16 protein-coding genes are annotated in these 21,103 nt (G+C 69.9%); 10 read left to right on the forward strand and 6 right to left on the reverse strand.

The genetic code is table 11. The features are described 5' to 3' along the window. The first annotated feature begins 14 nt into the window (after positions 1-14). The 3 genes from phnX to FIU88_RS06380 are packed head-to-tail and all read left to right on the forward strand — an operon-like array spanning position 15 to position 3,175. Positions 15-833: a phosphonoacetaldehyde hydrolase gene (gene phnX, locus FIU88_RS06370; protein WP_152478591.1), complete on the forward strand. Its 819-nt coding sequence runs from the start codon at positions 15-17 to the stop codon at positions 831-833. A gap of 51 nt (positions 834-884) precedes the next feature. After that, complete coding sequence (locus tag FIU88_RS06375) at positions 885-2,282, forward strand: FAD-dependent oxidoreductase (protein ID WP_152478592.1); 1,398 nt, start codon at positions 885-887, stop codon at positions 2,280-2,282. Then, the gene (locus FIU88_RS06380) at positions 2,279-3,175 is read left to right on the forward strand and encodes an EamA family transporter (RefSeq protein ID WP_152478593.1); all 897 of its coding nucleotides are present in this window, start codon (positions 2,279-2,281) and stop codon (positions 3,173-3,175) included. Before FIU88_RS06375 ends, FIU88_RS06380 begins: the two co-directional genes overlap by 4 nt. 55 nt (positions 3,176-3,230) lie before the next feature. On the opposite strand, the gene FIU88_RS06385 is transcribed toward FIU88_RS06380, so the two are convergent. Both FIU88_RS06385 and FIU88_RS06390 read right to left on the reverse strand, forming a co-directional pair. Continuing rightward, on the reverse strand, positions 3,231-3,809 hold the full coding sequence (locus FIU88_RS06385) for an HD domain-containing protein (protein ID WP_152478594.1): 579 nt from the start codon (positions 3,807-3,809) through the stop codon (positions 3,231-3,233). Beyond that, positions 3,806-4,954 (reverse strand): TauD/TfdA family dioxygenase, encoded by a 1,149-nt coding sequence (locus FIU88_RS06390; protein ID WP_152478595.1) that lies wholly within the window; start codon positions 4,952-4,954, stop codon positions 3,806-3,808. The genes FIU88_RS06385 and FIU88_RS06390 overlap by 4 nt, the downstream gene beginning before the upstream one ends. A gap of 105 nt (positions 4,955-5,059) precedes the next feature. Here FIU88_RS06390 and FIU88_RS06395 point away from each other — a divergent pair, with 105 nt between their 5' ends. From FIU88_RS06395 to FIU88_RS06405, 3 genes are all read left to right on the forward strand, one after another. After that, positions 5,060-5,947: a LysR family transcriptional regulator gene (locus FIU88_RS06395; RefSeq protein ID WP_253742762.1), complete on the forward strand. Its 888-nt coding sequence runs from the start codon at positions 5,060-5,062 to the stop codon at positions 5,945-5,947. A 484-nt stretch (positions 5,948-6,431) separates the two neighbouring features. Next, complete coding sequence (locus tag FIU88_RS06400) at positions 6,432-8,618, forward strand: hybrid sensor histidine kinase/response regulator (protein WP_172977669.1); 2,187 nt, start codon at positions 6,432-6,434, stop codon at positions 8,616-8,618. Then, positions 8,615-10,756 (forward strand): response regulator, encoded by a 2,142-nt coding sequence (locus FIU88_RS06405; protein ID WP_152478597.1) that lies wholly within the window; start codon positions 8,615-8,617, stop codon positions 10,754-10,756. The genes FIU88_RS06400 and FIU88_RS06405 overlap by 4 nt, the downstream gene beginning before the upstream one ends. A 3-nt stretch (positions 10,757-10,759) precedes the next feature. Here FIU88_RS06405 and FIU88_RS06410 read toward each other — a convergent pair whose 3' ends face one another. Further along, positions 10,760-12,199, reverse strand: coding sequence for a WecB/TagA/CpsF family glycosyltransferase (locus FIU88_RS06410; RefSeq protein ID WP_152478598.1), 1,440 nt, complete (start codon positions 12,197-12,199; stop codon positions 10,760-10,762). 292 nt (positions 12,200-12,491) lie between these two features. Between FIU88_RS06410 and FIU88_RS06415 the strand changes: the two genes are divergently transcribed. The 4 genes from FIU88_RS06415 to FIU88_RS06430 all read left to right on the forward strand — a co-directional run bounded on the left by FIU88_RS06415 (position 12,492) and on the right by FIU88_RS06430 (position 16,900). Next, a complete protein-coding gene (locus FIU88_RS06415) occupies positions 12,492-13,775 on the forward strand; it encodes an oligosaccharide flippase family protein (RefSeq protein WP_016856198.1) in 1,284 nt (427 codons plus the stop codon). Beyond that, entirely contained in the window at positions 13,772-14,701 is a 930-nt protein-coding gene (locus tag FIU88_RS06420; RefSeq protein ID WP_152478599.1) for a glycosyltransferase family A protein, read from the forward strand. Before FIU88_RS06415 ends, FIU88_RS06420 begins: the two co-directional genes overlap by 4 nt. 217 nt (positions 14,702-14,918) lie before the next feature. Continuing rightward, positions 14,919-15,911 carry a glycosyltransferase gene (locus FIU88_RS06425; RefSeq protein ID WP_152478600.1) on the forward strand — a complete coding sequence of 331 codons (993 nt, stop codon included), beginning with the start codon at positions 14,919-14,921 and terminating at the stop codon, positions 15,909-15,911. Beyond that, positions 15,908-16,900 carry a glycosyltransferase family 4 protein gene (locus tag FIU88_RS06430; RefSeq protein WP_152478601.1) on the forward strand — a complete coding sequence of 331 codons (993 nt, stop codon included), beginning with the start codon at positions 15,908-15,910 and terminating at the stop codon, positions 16,898-16,900. The genes FIU88_RS06425 and FIU88_RS06430 overlap by 4 nt, the downstream gene beginning before the upstream one ends. 10 nt (positions 16,901-16,910) lie before the next feature. Here the strand turns inward: FIU88_RS06430 and FIU88_RS06435 are convergent, their stop codons facing one another. Genes FIU88_RS06435 through FIU88_RS06445 form a run of 3 tightly spaced genes read right to left on the reverse strand, consistent with a single transcriptional unit; the run spans position 16,911 to position 20,799 of the window. Next, a complete protein-coding gene (locus tag FIU88_RS06435; RefSeq protein ID WP_216647302.1) occupies positions 16,911-18,173 on the reverse strand; it encodes an O-antigen ligase domain-containing protein in 1,263 nt (420 codons plus the stop codon). 5 nt (positions 18,174-18,178) lie between these two features. Beyond that, the gene (locus FIU88_RS06440) at positions 18,179-19,591 is read right to left on the reverse strand and encodes a hypothetical protein (RefSeq protein WP_152478603.1); all 1,413 of its coding nucleotides are present in this window, start codon (positions 19,589-19,591) and stop codon (positions 18,179-18,181) included. Further along, the gene (locus FIU88_RS06445; RefSeq protein WP_152478604.1) at positions 19,588-20,799 is read right to left on the reverse strand and encodes a polysaccharide biosynthesis/export family protein; all 1,212 of its coding nucleotides are present in this window, start codon (positions 20,797-20,799) and stop codon (positions 19,588-19,590) included. Before FIU88_RS06445 ends, FIU88_RS06440 begins: the two co-directional genes overlap by 4 nt. Positions 20,800-21,103 lie beyond the last annotated feature (304 nt).

Genomic DNA, 21,103 nt, shown 5'->3' on the forward strand with positions numbered 1-21,103 from the left:
CTGGAGATTGACCGATGCAATACCGCACTCCCGAACGCCTGCAGGGCGTCATCCTCGATTGGGCCGGCACCGTGGTGGATTTCGGCTCCTTCGCGCCCACCCAGATATTCGTCGAGGCCTTCGCTGAACTGGGCATCGCGATCGGCCTGGAGGAAGCTCGCGGCCCCATGGGGATGGGCAAATGGGACCATATCCGCACCCTGTGTGATGCGCCGGCGATCGCCGCGCGTTTCGAGCAGGCCGTGGGCCATGCGCCCACCGATGATGACGTCACGGCGCTCTATGAGCGTTTCATGCCGCTGCAGATTGCCAAGATCGGCGAGCATTCGGCCCTGATTCCCGGCGCGCTTGAGGCCATCGCCGAACTGCGTGAGCGCGGCCTGAAGGTCGGCTCCTGCTCGGGCTATCCCGCGGTGGTCATGGAGCAAGTGGTGGCGCAGGCGCGAGAGCAGGGGTTCGAGGCCGACCATGTGGTAGCCACCGACGAGGTGCCGAACGGACGCCCGCACCCGGCTCAGGCCCTGGCCAACGTGATTGCACTGGGGCTCGAGGACGTGGCGGCCTGCGTCAAGGTCGACGACACCGTGCCCGGCATCCTGGAGGGGCGCCGGGCCGGCATGTGGACCGTGGCGTTGACCTGCTCCGGCAATGCGCTGGGGCTCGATCATGGCGCCTATTGCGCCCTGCCGGAAGCCGAGCTGGCCGAGAGGCGCCAGCGCATCGAGGCGCAGTTCGCCCCGTCGCAGCCGCACTTCATGATCGACACCATCGCCGATCTGCCAGGGGTGGTCGCCGAGATCGATGCCCGCCTGGCGCGTGGCGAGCGGCCCTGATTCCTGCGGTCCCGGCCGCGGTCGGGACCATCATGCTGCAAGGAGAGTGTCATGCGACCCTTCTGGTTAGATCAGGCCCTGGCGGTGGAGACGGAAGCGCCGGCGCCACCGCTGGCGCGTGACCGGCGTGTCGACGTCTGCATCGTTGGAGGGGGTTACACCGGCCTGTGGACCGCCATCATGCTGCGCGAGCAGGCGCCAGGCCTGCAGGTGGCACTGGTCGAGGCCGATATTTGCGGTGCTGGCGCCAGCGGCCGCAACGGAGGCTGCGTGCTGGGCTGGGCCAGCAAGTACCCGACCCTGCGTCGGCTGTTCGGCGAAGAGGAAGCCCGTCGGCTGGTTGTCGAGTCCGAGCGCTGCGTGGGGGAGATCGGCGACTTCTGTCGCCATCACGGCATCGATGCCGAGTTCCGCCAGGATGGCACCCTGTTCACCGCGACCAATCAGGCTCAGCAGGCAGCGGTGTCGCCCTTGATGGCTGACTTGGTCGAGCAGGGCATCGGCAGTTTCACGCCGATGGAGACCGCAGAGGTACAGCGACGCAGTGGCTCGCGGCGCCATCGCCAGGGATGGTTCTCGCCCCGGGCGGCCACGGTCCAGCCGGCCAAGCTGGTACGAGGCCTGCGACGAGTGGCGCGGGCGCTGGGCGTCGAGCTGTTCGAACAGACCCCCATGAAGGCCCTCGATAACGGGTGTCCGGCTCGAGTACACACGCCGGGCGGGACGATCATCGCCGACAAGGTGGTGCTGGCGACCAATGCCTGGACGGCGAGGCTGTGGCCGGCTTTCCGGCGTACCATCGCCATCGTCTCGAGCGACATGGTGATCACCGAACCGATGCCCGAGGCGCTGGCCGCCACGGGTCTGTCCGATGGTGTCTCGGTGCTCGATTCACGCACCTTCGTGCATTACTACCGCACCACGCCCGAGGGTCGCCTGATGCTGGGCAAGGGCGGCAATACCTTCGCCTTCGCTGGGCATGTGCATGGGGTCTTCGATCGGCCGTCGCGATATCGCGATGCGCTGCACCAGAGCCTGACCGACTTCTTTCCGAGCCTTGGCGAGGCCCCGCTGGCGGCCAGCTGGACCGGCCCCTCGGATCGCTCGGTGACGGGACTGCCATTCTTCGGTTCGTTGCCGGGAGCGGCCAATGTCGTCTATGGCTTCGGCTATTCCGGCAACGGCGTCGGGCCCTCGCGGATGGGCGCCAAGCTGCTCAGCGCCCTGGTGCTGGAGCAGGACGGCGCCTGGCGTCGCTCGCCGCTGGCTCAAGGGCCGCTGGGCCGTTTCCCACCCGAGCCGGTGCGCTATCTCGGATCCCTGGCGGTGCGTCATGCCATTCGCCGCCAGGAGCGGGCCGAGGACCTGGGCCGGGCCTCCCGTCCCTGGGATCGCTGGTTGGCCGGCTTCGCGGCGGCGGCGGGCAAGTCCGACAAGCTCGCCTCATGAGTGCGCCGGCACTGGGCCTCGTGCTGCTGTCGGTCTGTCTGCACGCCGGCTGGAACCTGCTGGGCAAGGGGCGCGCGCCGTCCCTGGCCTTCTTCGTGCTGGCGATGGGCTGCGGTGCCCTGGTGCTGTCCCCGATCCTGTGGCTGGGGCCGTCGCCGGCGACACTGCCTCCCGCCTTCTGGGGTTGGCTGGTCGCCTCGGGCCTGTGTCAGATGCTCTACATGGGTGGCCTGGCCTGGGCCTACGCCCGGGGCGACATCAGCGTGCTCTATCCCGTCGCCCGCGCCTTGCCGGTGGTGCTGGTGCCGCTGGTCTCGGTGGGCGCGCTGGGCAGCCGGGCCCTGACGTCGCTGGATATGCTCGGCATGGGCCTGATCCTGATCGGTGCCCTGTGCCTGCCTCTGACCGACCGGCAGGCGCTGAGCCCCTCGACCTACCTGACCCCGGCCTTCGGCTTCGCCCTGCTGGCGGCGCTGGCCACCGCCGGCTACTCCCTGATCGACAATCAGGCCCTCTTGCTGATGGTGCAGCACGGCCATTCCGGCCTCTTGGCCGGTGGGCACTTCATGGTGCTCCAGGCGCTTGCGAGCTGTGCCTGGGGCGTGCCGACGGTCCTGCTACTTCGTGTCGAACGACGACGGCTGTCGTCGCTGTGGCGACGGGAGCGCATCGCGATACCGCTGACCGGCATCATGGTGCTGTCGACCTATGGCCTGGTGCTGGTGGCCATGGCGCTCACCGAGGAGGTGAGCCTGGTGGTCGCCATGCGTCAGCTGTCGATTCCGCTGGGCGTCCTGCTGGGCGTCTGGTGGCTGCGCGAGCGTGCGGCACCGGCCAAGTGGCTCGGCACCGCCGTGATGCTCGCCGGCCTGTGGGTGGTGGCGCTGCCCTGAGCCGACGCATGTCAATCCTCGTTCCCCGCCCGCACGGGCGGGGAACGGTCAGCGGTCAGACCGATCCACGGGCGTGGGCCTCGGCCAGTCGCCGTACCCTCGGGGCGAAGTGCTCGAAGCCGGGCGTCGGTTGTCCGGGCGCCTTGCCGGCATCGTCCAGCCGACGCACCTTGAGGATGGCCTCCAGGTGGGGGTGCTGGGCGAAGCGCGCCATCTCATCGCCCTGCATGGGCCCCCCCTGCAAGCGCAGGGAATGCTGCGACGCGCGGGACAGCCCCTCGGCGTAGCTCGGCTCCACCGCACAGAGATAGCGCTTGGCCGCCACGTGTTCGCGGATGCAGGCCACCACGGCCGGTGGCAGGTGATCTTCCACCAGGGCCGCGCCACTGCGCTCGTGGCAGCGATCCTCGGTGTCGGTGAGGGCAAAGGTGCCGAGGTGGCCGGCGAAATGGCCGATGTCGTGGAGCAGGGCGCCGACGATGATCTCGTCGCTCTCGCCCTGCTGTTCGGCCAGCCAGGCGCCCTGCAGCATGTGCTCGGCCATGGTCACCGCCTCGCCCAGGTAGCTCTTGGCGCCCTGATCGGCGAAGAGGGCGGCGAGTCGATCGACGACCGTATCCGCTGTGTCGGTCATGCGTTATCTCCTCGGGCATCGGCCTCCAGGCAGGCCAGGGTAGACAGCAGGCTGTCGCGGTCGGCGTAGCAGCCCTGCAGCCAGCGAGAGCCCTCTCCCGAGTAGCCGGTGCGCGCATGCAGCACCCGGGTGTTGTCGACCAGGAAGGCCTCGCCGGGGGCCAGCTTGAAGGTCACGCCCATCTCGGGCGACTCCAGGAGTTCGCCGAGGCGGCGGTAGGCGGCGTAGTAGGCGGCCATGTCGGCGTAGGGAATGTCGGTGAAGGGGGCGGCGGAGCGGTTGTTGAAGCGGATGCCGATCAGCTCACCGTCCGGTGCCAGCTCGATCATCGGGCGCCGGGCCTGGAGACAGACATCCCCCAGGCCGCGGTACTCGAAGCGCGCGCAATAGCCCGCCAGCAGCTCGAAGCCATGGGGATTCTCCTCCCGCAGCCGCTGCGCCGCACGAAAGCCGTCCACCACCCGATTGTCGCCGCCGGCCGCGGAGTTCTCCAGGCAGTAGAGCAGCTGCAGGGTCGGTACCGGATCCCGGTAGGGGTTGTCGGTGTGGGCGGGCAGGCCAAGGCCCGTGAAGGCCAGATTGGTCGGGGCGATCTCGCTGCGGACCTCGAAATAGCGACCGTAGTTGGTCTCCCGGGGGAAGCCGAACTGGGCCACCACCTCGAGCAGGGCACCGTCCTCGACCTGCCCCCCCGTGAGCTTGCCGATGCCGTAGCGGCGAATGTCGGCCAGCCAGCGACGCTTAGTCGTGGTGTCGTTGCCGAGGGCCGTGATATCGGCGGTGGGCAGGCGCTCGGCCAGCGAGGCGTCCCAGGTCTCGCGGTGCGCGTCGAGCCAGCCGCGGCGGGTGGGCGGTTCACGATCATAGGCATGCTGCCAGAGCCAGGCGCCGTCATAGGCGAAATCGCGCCCTTCCGGCGCCATGGCCACGATCAGGCGTCCCGCCTCCACCCGCGCCTCGGTCAGCCGGAGGGCAGCAGGAATATCCGCGAGGCTGATCAGCCGCTGGCCGTTGTCGGGGGATCGGGTGGCGGCGTCCTGGGCGTTGTCGCGTAACCAGATGGCATGGAAGCGGCGCCGCTCGCCCTGTTGGAAGGTGAGGAGGACGGCCTGGCCGTCGTCGATGACTTCGGCGGTCTCGAGCATGGGGATCTCCACGGCACGTTGAGAGGAATGAAGGCCTGGTCATTGGACGATGCCGATGGCATAACGACAATCAACTGTTTTGGAGAAGAGAGGGCGATAATATTTATGGCTGAATCGACGGCGCTGTTGCCCTCGCTGGAATGGGTGCGGGTCTTTGAGGCGGCCGCGCGGCTGGGCAGCTTTACCGCCGCGGCTCGGGAATTGGGGCTGACCCAGGCCGCGGTCAGCCAGCGCATCCGTCACCTGGAGGAGCGGCTGGGGGTGTCCCTGTTCGAGCGCCAGTCGCGGGGGGTGACGCTGTCGCTGCAGGGCGAGGCCTGGTTGCCCCACGTGCAACAGGCGCTCGAGCGGCTGACCCACAGCGCCGACAGCCTCTTCGCGGCGCCACGCACTCGGCTCAGCCTGATGGCCTCGGTATCGATGATCGAGCTCTGGGTCGTGCCGCGGCTGGCCGAGCTGCAGGCCGTGTTGCCCAGGCGACAGCTGATCCTCTCCACCATGCATCGCTGGCCGGACTACGCCCAGGCGGAGGCCGACCTGGACATTCGCTTCGGCGAGGGCGACTGGCCGGAGCGGGTCAGCCATCGGCTATTCGGAGAGGCGCTCACGCCCATGGCGACGCCGGCGCTTCTGGCGCGCGTCGATGACTGGCGTCGGCTGCCCAGAATCGCCGTGGCCGGACCACGGCTCGGCTGGCGGGAGTGGGACCAGCAGCGGGAGGAGAGGCCTGGTCCCATGCCGGTGGTGCGCCTGGATAGTATGGTGCAGGCGCTGCGCGCCGCCGAGGCCGGGGCGGGCGTGCTGCTGGGCTCGTTGCCCCTCTGTCAGGCGGCCCTCGAGGCCGGGCGACTGCGGCGTGCTAGCCCGGAGACGTTGCCCATGGTCGAGGGCTACTGGCTGACGCGGCGCAGCGCCCCTCCCATTGGGCATGAGGTCGAGCATGTGCTGTCGGCCTTGCGTCCTGCGAAGGCTGTCACCGACCGAGGGCGGTGAGCAGGCGGGCGCCACCTCTCCCCTCGGTGGTCGGTGCCCGCATAAGCGACGACCTCGTCTCTCATGGTGTTCGGGCGATATGTAGCAGGATTCACCGGGACCGCACGCCGTCATGGCACGAGCGGTGGACGATCACGCGTTGAGCACGAACGGCGTTTTACCCAGAGCCCGACGGCCCCTGGAAGCCTCGGGGTGATGCCCAGATTCAGTGACGACAGCATGGCGAGTGTCTTGCCGGCCGATGTGTTCCGGGGGGTAACGTCGTGAGGGATTCCTCCCATGCGGAAAGGAGGTGTCATGGAAGGGCAGGGCGTGACGTCATGTCCCGGAAAAACCCTGAGTCGCCTGAAGGCCCCTATAGCGCTCGTGGACATGGAAGTATCTCGTCGACCCGTGGCAAGATGACTCGTCTACGGAGGGGGAGGGCAAGGGCATCATGCACTTCAGGAAAGATGGCAGCCGAGCCGATGAGATGCTGTGCCGAATGACACATCAGGCGCTGCTGCTGCTGGATGAGGCGGGATGCATCCTGCAGGGCAGCCAGGCGGCCTGGACGCTGATCGGTGTGCTCGAGGCGAGTGCCGTGGGCCAGCCTTTCGGTGAGTGCCTCCCGCCCGGCGACGGCCCGCCCGAGCACGACGCCGATGCCCTGCTCGACCAGGCCCGGCACAGCCTTCGGGTGGTGCGCGACTATCGTCCGCGTCGCCGCCGCGACGGTCGGCTTTTGTGGTTGGATGCATGCATCGAGTTCCTGCCCCCCCACGGCGATATCCCCGCGGGTTTCGCGATCACCCTGGCGGATGTGACCGAGCGTCACGTGGCCGAGGAGCAGCTGCAGGACAGCCTGCGCATGCTGCACCATGCCGAGCAGACCGCGGGGCTGGGCCACTGGCGTCTGGACCTGGCGACCGAAACGGTCGCGTGGTCCCCGGGGGTCTACCATATCCACGGCTTCGATCCGCAGCAGGCGGTGGATCTCCAGGACGCCATCGGTTCCTACATTGCCGAGGACAGGCCCCATATCGAGCAGCTGATAGCGGACGCCATCGCGAGACAGCAGGGCTTCGCCTTTCGCGCCTCGCTGCGTCGTCCCGACGGCACGCTGCGCATGGTGGACGTCAAGGGCAGTGTCGAGACCGATGATCAGGGGCATGCCGTGGCGCTGTTCGGGGTCATCCATGATCGTACCGCCGAGAATCTGGCCACCCGCCAGCTGATCGCCGCGCGTGATGAGGCGGTCAGGGCCGCGGAGGCCAACATGATGCTGTTGGCCACCATGAGTCACGAGATCCGCACCCCGCTCAGCGGGATCATCGGCATGATCGACGCCCAGCTGGCGGGCGATCGTGACGAGGACCGGGAGCCGTCGCTGCGGGCCATGCAGGCGGCCTCGCGCACCCTGATGGTCTCCCTGAACGACGTGCTGGACCACGCCAAGATGGAGAGTGGTCATTTCGAGCTCGACAACACGGCCTTCGACATGGCCGAGGTGCTTCACGCCACGGCCGACCTGTTCCAGGCCAGTGCCCAGGACAAGCGGCTGGTGCTGGAGCGCGAGGTCCACGGCCCCATCGGCGTCATCGGCGACCCCGCCAGGCTGCAGCAGATCGTGTCGAACTACCTGAGCAATGCCATCAAGTTCACGTCGCGCGGTTCGGTGCGACTGTCGGTCAGGGAGGAGGGCGATGAGCGGCTGCTGATCGAGGTCATCGACACGGGGATCGGCATCGCCCCCTCGGTGCAGGAGGCGCTGTTCACCCCCTTTCATCAGGCCGACCGCTCCATCGCCGGGCGTTTCGGTGGCACGGGGCTGGGGCTCTCCATCTGCCGCCTGCTGGCGGAAGCCATGGGCGGCACCGTGGGCGTCGAGAGTCGGGTCGGGGTCGGCAGCCGCTTCTGGCTGCGCGTCACCCTGCCCCGGGCCCGGATCTCCCAGCAGGCGCAATCGGACCTCTCGCGTGCCGAGGTGCTGCCGCGGGTGGCGGGGCGGGCCCCTCATGTGCTGGTGGTGGACGATACCGAGACCAACCTCTTGATCGCCGAGGGCTGCCTGAGGGCCATCGGCGCGACCTGCGAGGAGGCCGGCAGCGGCCTCGAGGCGCTCGAGAAGCTGTGTGCCTCTTCGTTCGATGCGGTGCTGCTGGATAACGCCATGCCGCTCGTCGACGGTGCGACCTGCCTCCGCCTGATACGCCAGCTGCCGACGCCCCTCGCGCATCTTCCGGTGCTCGGGTATACCGCGGACCGGGAAGCGGACAACGCCACGGGGCTCGAGGCGTCGATCCTCGACGGGATCCTGGGCAAGCCGCTCGACCGCGACCGCCTGCTGGATCTGCTGGCCCCGCTGCTGGAGCGCTGGGCCCGGGATCGCCGTTCGGCCGATGCGCCGCTCTCCCCCGAGGCGGCCGCCGCCGCCGAGCGCTGCCTGGATGCGCTGATCCCCGCGCTGGAGGCGGAGGAGACGGCACCGGCGCATCGGGCCCTGGCGGCACTCCGGGAACTGGGGCAGTCGTCGCACGATGGTGAGCTGCAACGGCTGGCCGCCTTCTTCGAGGGGTGCCTCGCGGAGCTGGACGCCGCCCTGGCCCAGGCGCTGCTGACGGCCGTCAGGCAGCTGCTGGTCCGCCTTCAGGGGCAGGAGGGCGGGGCCCGCGGAGGGGACGTCGCATGAGCGATTCGCCGTCCGATGCCGAGACGATTCGGCGCCTCGAGCGCCGCCTGCGCCGTTCCGAGGCCGCGCGGGAAGAGGCCGAGGAGATCCTCGAGCGTCGCAGCCGCGAACTGCTCCAGGTCAATGACCAGCTCATGGCCCGGGAGAGCGAGCTGCGGCAACGCCTCGACAGGGAGACCCAGTATCTGCTGCGCGCCCAGCGCACGGCACGCATCGCCAGCTTCCATCGCGATCGCGGCCGGCGATTCTCGACCTCGCCGGAATTTCACCGCCTGCTGGGGCTGGACCCCGGGACCCGGCCCGACGAGCAGGCGCTGCTCCGCCAGATTCATCCCCTGGATCGTGAGCGCGTGCGGCGCCAGGAGGCCGAGTTCTATGCCTCCGCCGCGCCCGGGGTCGATCACGGCTATGAATTTCGCATCCTGCGTCACGGCGAGACCCGCTGGATGCGCTGGAACATCTGTCGAGAGGATGACGCCGACGGGCGCTTCAAGTCGCTCTTCGGCACCGTGCAGGACATCACCGAGCAGCGGGCGTCGGATCGACGGGCCCGGGCGCTGGCGCTGATCGCCGATCGCCGGGTCCGCCAGCTGGTGCGCCTCAGCAGGGAGCTGCAGGCGAGTCGCCAGGCGGTGGAGGAGGCGTTCTACGCCAAGGCCGATTTCCTGGCCGCCATGAGCCACGACATCCGCACGCCGCTCAACGGGCTGCTGGGCATGATCGACCTGCTGTCGCTGGGCGAGCTGAACCCGGCCCAGGCCGAGCGACTCGGCGTGGCCCGTGAGGCGGCCCACCAGCTGCAGCGCCATATCGAAGAGATCGTCGACATGGCCCACGCCGATGACGGGGCGCCGGGGATCTCGCTGCAGGAGGTCGAACTGCGGCGCTACTTCGATGGCCTCCTGCAGTTCTGGCGCTACGGGCACGAGCGCATCGGCCGGCGCCTGTCGCTGGAGCTGGCGGCCTCGGCGCCGGAGCGCCTGGTCACCGACCCCACCCGCCTGCGTCAGCTGATGGATGCCTTCATCGAGCGGCTCGGGGAGGGGAGCGCGCCGATTCGCCTGATCGTCGCGACGGAGGATGCGTCCCTGCGCATCGACATCGTCAGCGCCATGGACGGGCGCGTGCTTAAGGAGCGCCGGGATCGCCGCCGCGCGCTGCTAGAGCGCTGGGCGGCGTCGATCGAGGCCATCGTCGCGCCCTGCATGGTGGCGGGCGTGACCGGATTCACGCTGCGTCTCCCGCTGCGCCACGAGGTGCCGGACGCCCCCCGCGAGGCGGTGCCGGGCGGTGCGCCCGTGCCGGCCACGCCGCTGCCGGACCGGCTGTTCGGCGAGCAGGCGCGCCCGCGGCTGCTGGTGGTCGACGACATCGAGACGAACCGCGTCGTGCTGTGCCAGATGCTCGAGGTGATGGGGTGCGACAGCGACATCGCCTGCGATGGGCGAGAGGCGGTCGACAAGGCGCTGAGCGAGCACTTCGATGGCGTGCTGATGGATATCCTGATGCCGCGGATGTCGGGGCTCGAGGCGGTCGCGGAGCTGCGCCGCCATCCGTCGCTGGCCGCCTTGCCCATCGTCGCGATCACCGCGCACACCAACCGGGAGGAGCTCGGCGAGCTGACCCGCCAGGGCTTCTCGGCCGCGATGGCCAAGCCGGTGGATCGTCAGCGCCTGGCGGCTATTCTGCTGGAGCAGCTGAGCGGCGAGCCCGGCCCCGACGCGGATCGCCCCCCGGCCCCCTCCGACGCCCTCGAGGCGGCTTCATCGCCCCCTGCCGTGACGGAGACGCCGGCCTCGGCCCCTGCCGTGGACGAGGCGCACTTCCAGGCGATCTTCACCTCGCTTCCCCCGGCACGCCGCAAGATGCTGCTCCAGGCGGCCGTCGACGATATCGAACGCCTGGTGGCGGAGGTGGTCGCCGCCCATCGGCTCGGCGAGCGCGAGCCGCTGCAGCGGGCGGCTCATAGCCTCAAGGGCGTCGCCGGGAATGTCGGCGCCTTCCCGCTGATGGCCACGGTCAATGCCCTTCGCCATGCCGAGCCCGAGCGGGCAGGGGGCCTGCTGGCGGTGCTGGAACAACAGAGCGCGGACGCGATCGTGCGCGCCCGCGAGCTGTTCGAGTCCCTGCCGACCTGAGGCTCAGTAGGCCCCGCGGCTGGTCAGCACCGCCGGTACCGTGCGCAGCATCAGCGCCAGGTCGTGGAAGACGGATTTCCGACCCAGGTACTCGATGTCCATGGTCACCTGGCGCTCGAAGGGGATGTCGGCGCGCCCCGAGACCTGCCAGGTGCAGGTGATGCCGGGCTTGCCCGCCAGGCGCTGCCAGCTGCTGCCGGCGTAGGTCACCACCTCGTCGGGCAGGGCCGGGCGGGGGCCGACGATCGACATGTCGCCGCGCAGCACGTTGATCAGCTGCGGCAGTTCGTCCAGCGAGGTCTTGCGCAGCCAGGCCCCGATGCGCGTGATGCGCGGGTCCCGCTTCATCTTGAAGCACACGCCGTCGCGCTCGCTCTTGGCCAGCAGCTCGGCGCGGCGCGCCTCGGCGTCCTGCACCATGGAGCGGAACTTGAGCATCGTGAACGGCTTGCCCTGGGCGCCGATGCGCCGCTGGGCGAACAGCGCCGGGCCCCCGTCCTCGCCGCGAATGGCCAGCACGATCAGCGCCAGCAGGGGCGAGAGCAGCAGCAGGGCGGTGCCGGAGATGGCGATGTCCAGCGCTCGCTTGGCGGCGGCATGGGCGACGTGGGTGGGCCGGCGCGCGGCGAGGCCCTGGCCGATGGCGTGGGTCATGAAGGTGACATTGCCCAGCAGGTAGCGCCTGGCGAGGCGACGCGGCTCCTGGGCCAGCCGCCAGAGCCACTCGCCGCCCAGGCGGCGCAGCAGGGCGGGGGCGCGCGTCACGTTGCCCGCGTAGTAGTCGAACAGGCCGCCGACCCCCAGGGCCACGGGGGCATTGAGGACCGCGCGATGCTCGGCGATCCACGCTTCCTGGAGCGGCACGCCGAAGCCGACGAACAGCAGCGCCGGCCGGGCCGCGTTGACCCGCTCGATGATGCGCGGGGTATCGGCGGCCGCGAAGTAGCCGTGCTGGGTACCGGCCACGATCAGCCCGGGGAAGCGCCGCTGCATCTCCTCGGCGGCGCGCCGGGCGGTGCCGGGGCGGCCGCCCAGCAGGTAGATGGAGAGCCCCTGCCTGGCGGCCCGCTCGCAGAGCATCGGGAAGAGGTCGGTGCCGTTGAGGTTGTCGCCGAGGGAGACGCCCGCCAGGCGAGAGGCCAGGCGCATGCCGGACCCGTCGGGCAGCAGCAGATCCGACTGGCGCAGGTGACCGCGATAGCGGGCATCGGTGCGGGCCACGTTGACGCAGTGGGCATTGACGAAGTTGACGACGGCGCGTGCCGGCTGCGTGGCCAGCGCCATGATGCGCGACACAGCCTGGGCCCGGGAGGCGTTCACCAGCGGCAGCCCGAAGAGGCGAGTGGTGGGGAGCGCCTCCCGCCCGGGAGCGACGAAGTCATGGAGCCCGCGGCGAGAGGAAGTGGCGTCGAGGTGGCGAAGGGTATCGGTGAAGACGGTCATGGCAGGCTCCAGCGCGTCGTAGGGTGGACTGCCTCTCCCGTATCAAGAACCGTGCCAGTTTTTTTATTACTTTAATAACAGTGCTTTGCGTCTTTGCCCCCGCGGCGTGTCGCGGAAGATTTGCAATCTGCAATGAGGAATGCGACGTCGCGTTGCGTTACGCGATGCACCCGGGACCGCCATGATGCAGATCGCTCAGGGGGAGTGTTCAAGCTATTGATAACATTAGAAATGGTGAGGTTGGCCCGGAAATTGAATAACTGTTTCGGTCCCTGATCCCCCGGAGAGCACCATGAACCCTGCCCACCTGATCGCCCGCTGCCGTACCGCCGATATCGGCCAGCTGCTGAGTGGACTCGCCGCCTTCGGCGGGGCCGAGGTGGCGACGCGGCTCATCCGGATCGCCAGCGTGGTCGTCATCGCCCGACAGGTCTCGCCGACCATCATGGGCGTTGCCGCCCTGGCGCTGAGCCTGTTCGAGGTGGTGCGGGTGCTGGCCAACGCCGGCATCGGCCAGCGCATCATCGCCGAGTCTCCAGAGCAGCTGGCGGCCACCTGCAACACCGCCCATCGCCTCTTCTGGGTCTGGTGCCTGGGCGTAAGCCTGATCCAGCTCACGCTGGCGGCCGTGCTTCACGCCTTCGGCATGGGGGAGATCGCGGCGATGCTGGCTGTGCTCTCCGGGGTCTACCTGTTCATGCCCGCGGGACTGGTCCAGGTCTTTCTGCTGATGCGTGACGGCCGCTTCGGCATCATCGCGCGGATCACTGCCGCTCAGGCCATCGCCGATCAGCTGCTGACGCTCGCCTTCGTGCTGCTGTGGCCCAGCGCCTGGGCCATCGTCCTGCCCAAGCTCGTCACCGCCCCGCTGTGGCTGCTGCTGGTGCGCCGGGCCAAGGCCTGGCGGCCGCAGGCGGCGGCCGGGCTGACGCCCTGGCGGTCGTTTCTCGGCTTCGCCGCCGGCGTGCTGGTCTCCGAGCTGGTCAACGTCGGGCGCACCCAGCTCGACAAGCTGCTGGTCGGGGCGCTGTTCGGCGTGCAGGCGCTGGGCATCTACTACTTCGCCTTCAACGCCGGCCTCGGCATCACCACGTCCTTCATCACGGCCCTGGGGCAGGTGCTGTTCCCCTACATCAGCGCGGCCCAGGCCGCCTCGAGCCGCGCCCGTCGCTGCCGCCAGGGGCTGTGGCTGGGGCTGGCGCTCTTCCTTCCCGTGCTGGCGCTCCAGGTCGGCCTGGCCCCCTGGTACGTGCCTCTGGTGTTCGGCGAGCAGTGGCGGGAAGCCGCGCCCCTGGTCTCGGTCCTGGCGCTGGGCGCGGTGCCGATGATCTTCGCCGCCGTGGCCAGCGCCTGGCTGCGTGCCCAGTGCCGCCCCGGCGTCGAGGCGCTGCTCAACAGCGTCGCCGCGGCCGCGGCGCTGGGCGGGTTGACCCTGTTCGCGGGATTCGGCCTCATGGCATCGGCATGGGCCTACGTGATCGGCCTGGCCCTGGCGCTGATTCCCGCGTCGATCCATCTGCTGTCGGGGCGTGAAGGCATCGCGACCCTGGCCGGTTTCCAGAGGGCCTCCGCATGACGTCGCCAAGATTCTCCGTGGTCATCCCCGTCTACAACGGGGGCGAGGCGATCGATGCGACCCTGGGCAGCGTGCTCGACCAGCGCGAGACGGACTTCGAGGTCTGGCTGGTCAACGACGGCTCGACGGACGACACCCTCCAACGGCTCACCCGCTGGCAGCGGCGCGACGCGCGCATCCATGTCATCGATCAGGCCAACGGCGGCGTGGCCCGCGCCCGCAATGCCGGTGCCGCGCATGCCCGCGGCGAGCTGATCGCCTTTCTCGATGCCGATGACCTGTGGGCGCCCGACAAGCTCGAGGCACACGCGGCCTTCCACGAGCGGCACCGAGGCGTCGAGATCAGCTATGCCCGGATCGCCTTCCTGCATCCGGACGACTCCGGGCTGGAGGCCGCCCGGACTCACTCGACGGTGCCGACGGGGGCGCTCGCCCTCGAGCAGGCGCTGGGGGAGAACCCGGTCTGCACCACCTCCAACCTGGTGGTCACCCGCGCGTGCTGGCAGGCCAGTGGCGGCTTTCGCGAGGGCATGCAGCACGCCGAGGATCAGGAGTGGCTCGCGCGGGCGATCGCCGGCGGGGCAAGGGCTGTCGGGCTGCAACGCGTGCTGGTGGGGTACCGGCTCTCCACGGGAGGACTGTCGGCCGATCTGCCCGCCATGTACGCCGGCTGGCGGCGGCTGAGCGAGGCGTATGCCGAGGGCTTCGACGTGGCGGCGGCGCGGGCGCTCTACTGTCGCTACCTGGCGCGCCGTGCGCTGCGCGCCGGCGGCTCCTCCACCCAGGCCTGGGGCTTCGCGCTCGAGGGCCTCAAGAGCTCACCCGGCGCCTTCCTGAAGGACAGGCGCCGGGGAGCGCTGACCGTGATCGGCGCGCTGGTCAGCCCGCTGCTGCCCAGGGCGGCGCGCATGCGCCTGTTCGCCTAGGGCGCCACCCCGGGGGCCGGGAAGGCGGGCGATCGTTGCACTTTGCAAAGACGCCCGTCGCCGAATTGCAGCCTGCATCGCATTGTGGTGACAGATCGCACGTCGGCGGACGCGGCTATTCGTTATCCTGCTGTTTCTGAAAGAAAAAATAAGTTGGCACGGTTCTTGGAGTGTAGATAGCGAACCGCAGCGCTTTCCCCTCTCCAGGAGCCTTCCCATGAGCCACCCCATCTTCTCCGTCGTGATGCCGGTCTACCAGGTCGAAGCCTTCGTCGGCGAGGCGATCGCCTCCGTGCTGGAACAGACCTTTCGTGATTTCGAGCTCATCATCGTCGACGACGGTGGGAGCGATCACAGCATGGAGATCTGCCGCGGCTACAGCGATGAGCGGATCCGTATCGTCACCCAGCACAACCGTGGCCTGGCCGGCGCGCGCAACACCGGCATCGCCGCCGCCCGCGGCGACTACATCGCGCTGCTGGACTCCGACGATCGCTGGCACCCCACCAAGCTCGCCCTGCACTTCATCCACCTGCGGGCCAGCGGCGAGGTCGACGTCAGCTATGCCGGCTCGCGGCTGATCGATGCGGCGGGGCGCCCCCTGGGGATCGAGCAGCGGCCGCGCCTGACCGGCATCAAGCCTCACCACGTGCTGATGAGAAATCCCGTGGGCAACGGCTCGGCGGCGGTGATCCGCCGCTCGGCGCTGGAGCGCGTCGCCTTCCCTCACCCCCGTGAGCCGGGGCGCACCTGCTGGTTCGACGAGAGTTTCCGCCAGTCCGAGGACATCGAGCTGTGGCTGCGGATGAGTGCCGGCGCGGGCTGCGTCTTCGAGGGCATCGAGGGGAGCCTGACCGACTATCGCATCCTCGGCGGTGGCCTGTCGGCCAACATGGTGCGCCAGTTCGAGAGCTGGGAGCGGGCCATCGACAAGGCGCGCGACTACGCGCCGGCCCTGCTGGCGCGCTACGGCCGCCGCGCCAGGGCCTATCAGCTGCGCTACCTGGCCCGTCGCGCCGTGCAGCTGGGCGACGGCGGCTTCGCCGTGTCGTTGATCGGCCAGGCCTTCGCCGCCAGCCCCTCGATCCTGCTTCGCGAGCCGCTCAAGACGCTGGAAACCACCCTCGGATCGCTGGCGGCACGCTGGCTGCCGCGCCGGGCCTTCCGGGCGCTGGCGGCGCGCCGCCTCGGTGCCGGAGCCGCGGCATGACGCCGATCAGGGTGGTGCACCTGCTGGACGACGTCGCCCCCGGCGGCGTCACCCAGGCGCTGGCGATCTACGACCATCCGGGGCTCGCCGATCTCGTGACCTCGCGGGTGGTCCAGGTGGTGCCGGACCGGCCCCGGGTGCCGCGCCTGGAGGCCGATGTCATCCTGACCCACTTCCCGCCGCGCTGGCGCGCCCTGCCGTTCCTCGCCGCCCTGCGCGCCCGCTATCCGCGTGCGCGCCTGATCCACGTCGAGCACAGCTACACCGGGGCCTGGGAGGCGCACTGCGTGCCTCATCGGCGGCGCTTTCGCACCATGCTGCGTCTCGCCTACCGGCTCTTCGACGACGTGGTGGCGGTCTCCCACGGCCAGCGGGCGTGGCTGGAGCAGGCGGTGGGCATCCCCGGACGCCGCCTCAGCGTGATCTCGCCCTGGAGCGACGTGCCCGACCTGGCGGCGATCGCGCCGCCGGACGAGACGCATCGGCGCCCGCTGGTGGTCGGCGCCTACGGGCGCTTCGCCGAGCAGAAGGGCTTCGATCGGCTGATCGAGGCCTTCCGGGGGCTCGATCCTGAGCGCTACACGCTGCTGCTGGGCGGTTTCGGCCCTCAGGAGGCGGCCCTCAAGGCCGCCGCGGCGGGCCTGCCCCATGTGCGCTTCGTCGGCCCGGTGTCGGATCGCGCGGCCTTCCTGGCCCGGTGCGACGTCATCGCGGTGCCGTCCCGCTGGGAGGCCTTCGGGCTGGTGGCCACGGAGGCACGCCAGGCGGCGCGGGCCTTGCTGGTGGCCGATGTCGATGGCCTCCCCGAGCAGCTCGGCGAGGCGGGGCTGCGAGTCGACTTCGCCTCCCCGAGCGGACTCCAGGACAGCCTGGCCGCGCTTAGCGAGCGCTCCCTGGCGGAGCTGGGCAGGAGGGCCCGCGCCTCGGTGGCCGGCCTGACCGAGGCGCGCCTCGACGCCTGGCGTCGCCTGCTGAGCGCGGATGCCTGACGCCTCTTCCTCAGGACGCCGGCGTTGAGGCATCTCGAGCGGCGGCGGCGAGTCGGCGCTTCCGGGAGGCGGTCCTCGCGGCCACGCCGACCAGCAGCAGCGCCGGCCAGTAGAGGTAGCTCAGGATCTCGAGGTTCTCGCCGAAGCTGTAGAGCGTCAGCAGCAGCAGCATCGACAGGGCGACGCGTCCGACGGGGTGAGTGAGTGAGAGTCGCGCCGCCATCCACAGGCTCGCCAGCAGCGGAAGGAGCAGGGCGAACAGGCCGGTGATGCCCTTCACGAACAGCAGGCCGAACCAGCTGTGGTGGCTGCCGATGGGCATGTACTCCACCAGGTGGGGGCCGTTCTCCACCACGCCGTGGCCGAACCAGGGCGCCTCGTTGCGCCAGCGCTCCACCGCGATCCTCCCCAGCGCCGCGCGCACCCGGCTCGAGTCGGCCCGCGCGCCCACGAAGCGCGCGATCGCCTGGTCCAGCAGCATCTGCAGCTGCGGCGCGAAGAGCCCCAGCCCCAGTATCGCGGGCGCGGCGGTGAACCAGGTCCAGGGCCGGCGCAGCTGGCTGATGCCGAAGGCCAGCGGCCAGACGATGGCGAGCGCGACCAGCGCCAGGCGCGACTGGCACAGCAGGGCCATCATCAGGCCCGCCCCCACGCCGATGATCTTCCATCCCAGGTGTTTCTCCTCCAGCGCGCACAGGATGTGCACCACGGCGACCATGCCGGCCGCCGGCGCCCAGGGGGCGAAGAACTGCCAGCGCGGCACCCCCGTGCCGGGCTCCAGGGTGTAGAGGATCACGGCGAAGTACTCGGGCCCCGAGCCGCCCACGATCTTCAGCGGCGAGACGTAGAGCAGGCCCGGCAGGCCGATGAACGGCGCCACCAGAAACAGCGGCAGCAGAATCAGGGTCTGCAGCCCCAGCCGGCAGACCGCGCGGTAGATCACCTCGGGGCGGATGGCGAGCACCGCGCCGGCGAAGGGGAACAGGGCGATCAGCGCCCACCCCTTGGCCCAGCCGATGGAGGACTTGATGGTCTTGCCCAGCCCCAGCCCGTTGAGCACATGGCCCACGATAAGGATCACCAGCATGGCCAGCATGCCGACCAGCCACAGCAGGATGGTCGGATGCAGCGGCGGCGGCCGCTGGTGCTGGGGCAGCGCGGGGCCGAGGTAGAGGGTGACGGCGGCCATCAGGCCCAGTATCCAGGCCAGCGCCGGTCCGGCGATGTACAGGCCGCCGAACACCCAGAGCAGCCAGGTGCTCTGGATCGCCACCGAGATCAGCTTTTCGGCAGCATTAGCTGGATAAGGGGTTGGCGCAGCCATAGCAGCAGGAAGCCCATGGTGACGAGGATCGAAGCCACCACCGCGCCGGCGACGGCCAGCAGGGTGGAGGGCGAGGAGGGGCCCCGCGGCAGCGAGGGGAACTCGAAGGTCTGTACCAGGGGGTAGGAGGCGAAGGGGTCGGCCTTGTTGGTGTCCAGGCGCGCCAGGGCGGAGGAGAAGACCGCCTCGGCGACGCGCTGTTCGCGCAGCAGGTCGGTCAGCTCGGCGGCCTTCTCCACCAGCGCGTTCGCCTCATCGCTCTGCTGGGCGATCTGCTCCCGGACCTCCGCCAGCGCCGCCTGGGCGCCGGCGCCGCTGCCCGCCGTGCGCATCAGCTCGTCGAGCAGTCGCTCGCGGCCATCGCTGACGGAGAGATCGGCGAAGCCGAGCAGGGTCTCGGGAGACAGCGGGGTCAGGTCGGTGCCACGCTGCACCAGCGACTGGCGCAGGGTACGGCGCTGGGCGCTCAGCTCGGTCAGCGTCAGGTGCTGCTCGCCCAGGGTGGCGCGCGCCTGGGTCCAGTCGGCCAGCACGCCGGCATAGCGGGTCAGCAGCGACTGGAACAGCGGGTCGGCGCGCAGCAGCTGTGCGCTGCGTGCCTCGTCCAGGGAGATATCGAGCATCTCGCCGAGCCGGCGGGCCTGGGCCTCACTGCGCCGCACCGCCTGGCGGAACTCGCGTTCGCTGCCCTGCAGGCCGTCGACCACGTTGAGCCGCTGATGGAACTGGTCCAGGGTCGCCAGCCCCGTCGTGCCCTGGAACTCGAGGACCCGGCGCTGCGCCTGCTGGAGCTTCTGCTCCAGCTCGTCGAGCCGCGCGAGGTCGGCGGCCTCGCGCTTCGCGGCCTCGTCCTGACGCAGGCGCTCGAGGCCCGACAGGAAGGCGAGCCGGAGGGCCTCCAGGCGCTCCTGCGCCTGCTCGGGGCTGGCCCCGGGCATCGACACCATGATCAGGTTGGTCTGATCGACCAGCTTGACGGTCGGCTCCGGCAGGATCTCGGCGTCCTCCGCCAGCCTGGTCGCCCCCTGACGCAGGATCAGGTCCGCGCCGAGCAGGCGCTTGTAGTTCTGCGTCGGACTGAGCGAGGGGCTCGAGAAGGCCGAGGTCGTCTGCGACGTGGCCTGGCCGATGGATTCGAGGTTGATGGAGCCGCCCGCGCCGGAGCCGGGCAGGATCAGCGTCATCGAGCTCTTGTAGCTGACGGGCGCCAGGATGAGGTAGAGCGCCACCAGGCCCCAGATCACGATCAGGCAGGGCAGCAGGGAGGCGGCATAGCGCCGGTAGCGGCCGGCGGAGGGCAGGCCGTCCCGCACCAGGTACCAGAACCGCTGCAGCCGGCGAGGCTGTGTCGAGGTGTCTTCGCTCATTGTGCCAGGTCGTCGATCAGGATGGCGGTCGCCGCGGAGCCGAGCGCCTCGCCGAACAGGGCGATGGCGTCGCGCGCGTTCATGGCCCGGCTGTCGTAGCAGGCGATGGCGTCATTGGGCATCAGGTAGGGATTGATGCGGTCCCGCTGGGCATGTTCCAGCATCCCCTCGATGTCGCGCTGGATCACGACGCTGCGGCCGTTCAGCGGATTGGCGGAGATCAGCACGGCCTGGCGATGCGCGTTCATGGCCGAGCCGCCGATGCAGTTGGCGGAAGCCAGGCCCTGCAGCAGCCGCGTGCCGTAGGGCAGGCTGCTGGATTCCTTGCCGATGGCCGAGTTGGCATTGCTGGCGGCGGGCCGAGACAGGTTCGACAGGTAGACGCGGATGCCGGGGGGCGTCAGCGGGCTCGGGCGCACCAGTCGCTCGTCGAAGCACGCCGTGCTCGGCACGATGACACGATCGCCCGGGGAGAGGCGAACGTCGCCCAGACGCGTGCCGTCGAGCAGCCCGCTGAGGTCCAGTTCGGTCCAGCGCTGGCCACGTACCACCCGGATGCGCGTCAGGTCGGCATCGGGCCGCGCGCCCCCGGCGGCGCGAATGGCGGCTGCGACGCTGCGTTCGCTGTTGGCATCGCCGCTGGCCGGTCCCTCGCGCTGGCCCACCAGCGTCTCCCTCGCGCGCTCGCCGATGCGCACCGTGCCGGCCTGGAAGACGGCGCCGCTGACCGGCACCGAGAGGCCGGCGCTTTCCATCAGCGATACGTCGACGACCCTCGGCAAGGGGCGAACGAGGCCGGCCTCCACCAGCCGCTCTGCCAGCGTCGTCTCGACCTGGCGCAGGGTCTTGCCCCGGGTGTCCAGCGGCGCGAGGCCGGGCAGCTCGAGGCGATCGTAATCATCGATCACGTAGGCGCGGGAGAGGCGGCCGTCATCGCCGACCACCTGGATGCGCAGCCTGTCCCCCGGGCCCAGCATGTCCCCCTCCCGGCGAAGGTCCGTGGCCGGGACATGGTCGAGCGCCGGGTCCATCTGCGCGGGTCGCCCGGGCACGCACTGCTCTCGAGCCGTCTCGAGCTCCTCCTGCTGGGGCATCCACCGCGCCTCCGCCCGGTTGTCGGGGGTCGGCGCCGAGGCGCAGCCGGTGAGGATCAGTCCGAGTAGGATCGTGCCGAGGATCGCCCGAGCCCGGCAGATGCTATCGTCCATGCGCTTTCTCCCTTCATTAGAAGAATACTGTAGTAGATTGAATACAAGATTCGGGCCAGGAGGGAAGAAGTTTCTTCTGCTGCGTGGTGATGATGCCGTGTGGCGTGCCGGAACGTGGCGGCAGACGGGGGGTGAGATCGGGAAGGCGGAGGGGGCGCCCGGCCCCGAGGCGGGCGATGGGGCCGGCTCATGGCATTCTGCAACGTCAATCGTTGCAGAATGCGTCTTTTCCGTTGCACTCTGCGATTGTCGGAGGAAGGCATCCCGATGTGCCGGGCGTCGCACCTTGGCATCTTTCTTGCTT

Origin of the sequence: Halomonas sp. THAF12, assembly GCF_009363675.1 — a bacterium.
GTDB classification, from domain to species: domain Bacteria; phylum Pseudomonadota; class Gammaproteobacteria; order Pseudomonadales; family Halomonadaceae; genus Halomonas; species Halomonas smyrnensis.

Bases quoted from the DNA above. Each gene is read 5' to 3' on its own strand.
- phnX (WP_152478591.1), top strand. From the start codon at position 15: ATGCAATACCGCACTCCCGAACGCCTGCAGGGCGTCATCCTCGATTGG.
- FIU88_RS06375 (WP_152478592.1), top strand. From the start codon at position 885: ATGCGACCCTTCTGGTTAGATCAGGCCCTGGCGGTGGAGACGGAAGCG.
- FIU88_RS06380 (WP_152478593.1), top strand. From the start codon at position 2,279: ATGAGTGCGCCGGCACTGGGCCTCGTGCTGCTGTCGGTCTGTCTGCAC.
- FIU88_RS06385 (WP_152478594.1), bottom strand. From the start codon at position 3,809: ATGACCGACACAGCGGATACGGTCGTCGATCGACTCGCCGCCCTCTTC.
- FIU88_RS06390 (WP_152478595.1), bottom strand. From the start codon at position 4,954: ATGCTCGAGACCGCCGAAGTCATCGACGACGGCCAGGCCGTCCTCCTC.
- FIU88_RS06395 (WP_253742762.1), top strand. From the start codon at position 5,060: ATGGCTGAATCGACGGCGCTGTTGCCCTCGCTGGAATGGGTGCGGGTC.
- FIU88_RS06400 (WP_172977669.1), top strand. From the start codon at position 6,432: ATGACACATCAGGCGCTGCTGCTGCTGGATGAGGCGGGATGCATCCTG.
- FIU88_RS06405 (WP_152478597.1), top strand. From the start codon at position 8,615: ATGAGCGATTCGCCGTCCGATGCCGAGACGATTCGGCGCCTCGAGCGC.
- FIU88_RS06410 (WP_152478598.1), bottom strand. From the start codon at position 12,199: ATGACCGTCTTCACCGATACCCTTCGCCACCTCGACGCCACTTCCTCT.
- FIU88_RS06415 (WP_016856198.1), top strand. From the start codon at position 12,492: ATGAACCCTGCCCACCTGATCGCCCGCTGCCGTACCGCCGATATCGGC.
- FIU88_RS06420 (WP_152478599.1), top strand. From the start codon at position 13,772: ATGACGTCGCCAAGATTCTCCGTGGTCATCCCCGTCTACAACGGGGGC.
- FIU88_RS06425 (WP_152478600.1), top strand. From the start codon at position 14,919: ATGAGCCACCCCATCTTCTCCGTCGTGATGCCGGTCTACCAGGTCGAA.
- FIU88_RS06430 (WP_152478601.1), top strand. From the start codon at position 15,908: ATGACGCCGATCAGGGTGGTGCACCTGCTGGACGACGTCGCCCCCGGC.
- FIU88_RS06440 (WP_152478603.1), bottom strand. From the start codon at position 19,591: ATGAGCGAAGACACCTCGACACAGCCTCGCCGGCTGCAGCGGTTCTGG.
- FIU88_RS06445 (WP_152478604.1), bottom strand. From the start codon at position 20,799: ATGGACGATAGCATCTGCCGGGCTCGGGCGATCCTCGGCACGATCCTA.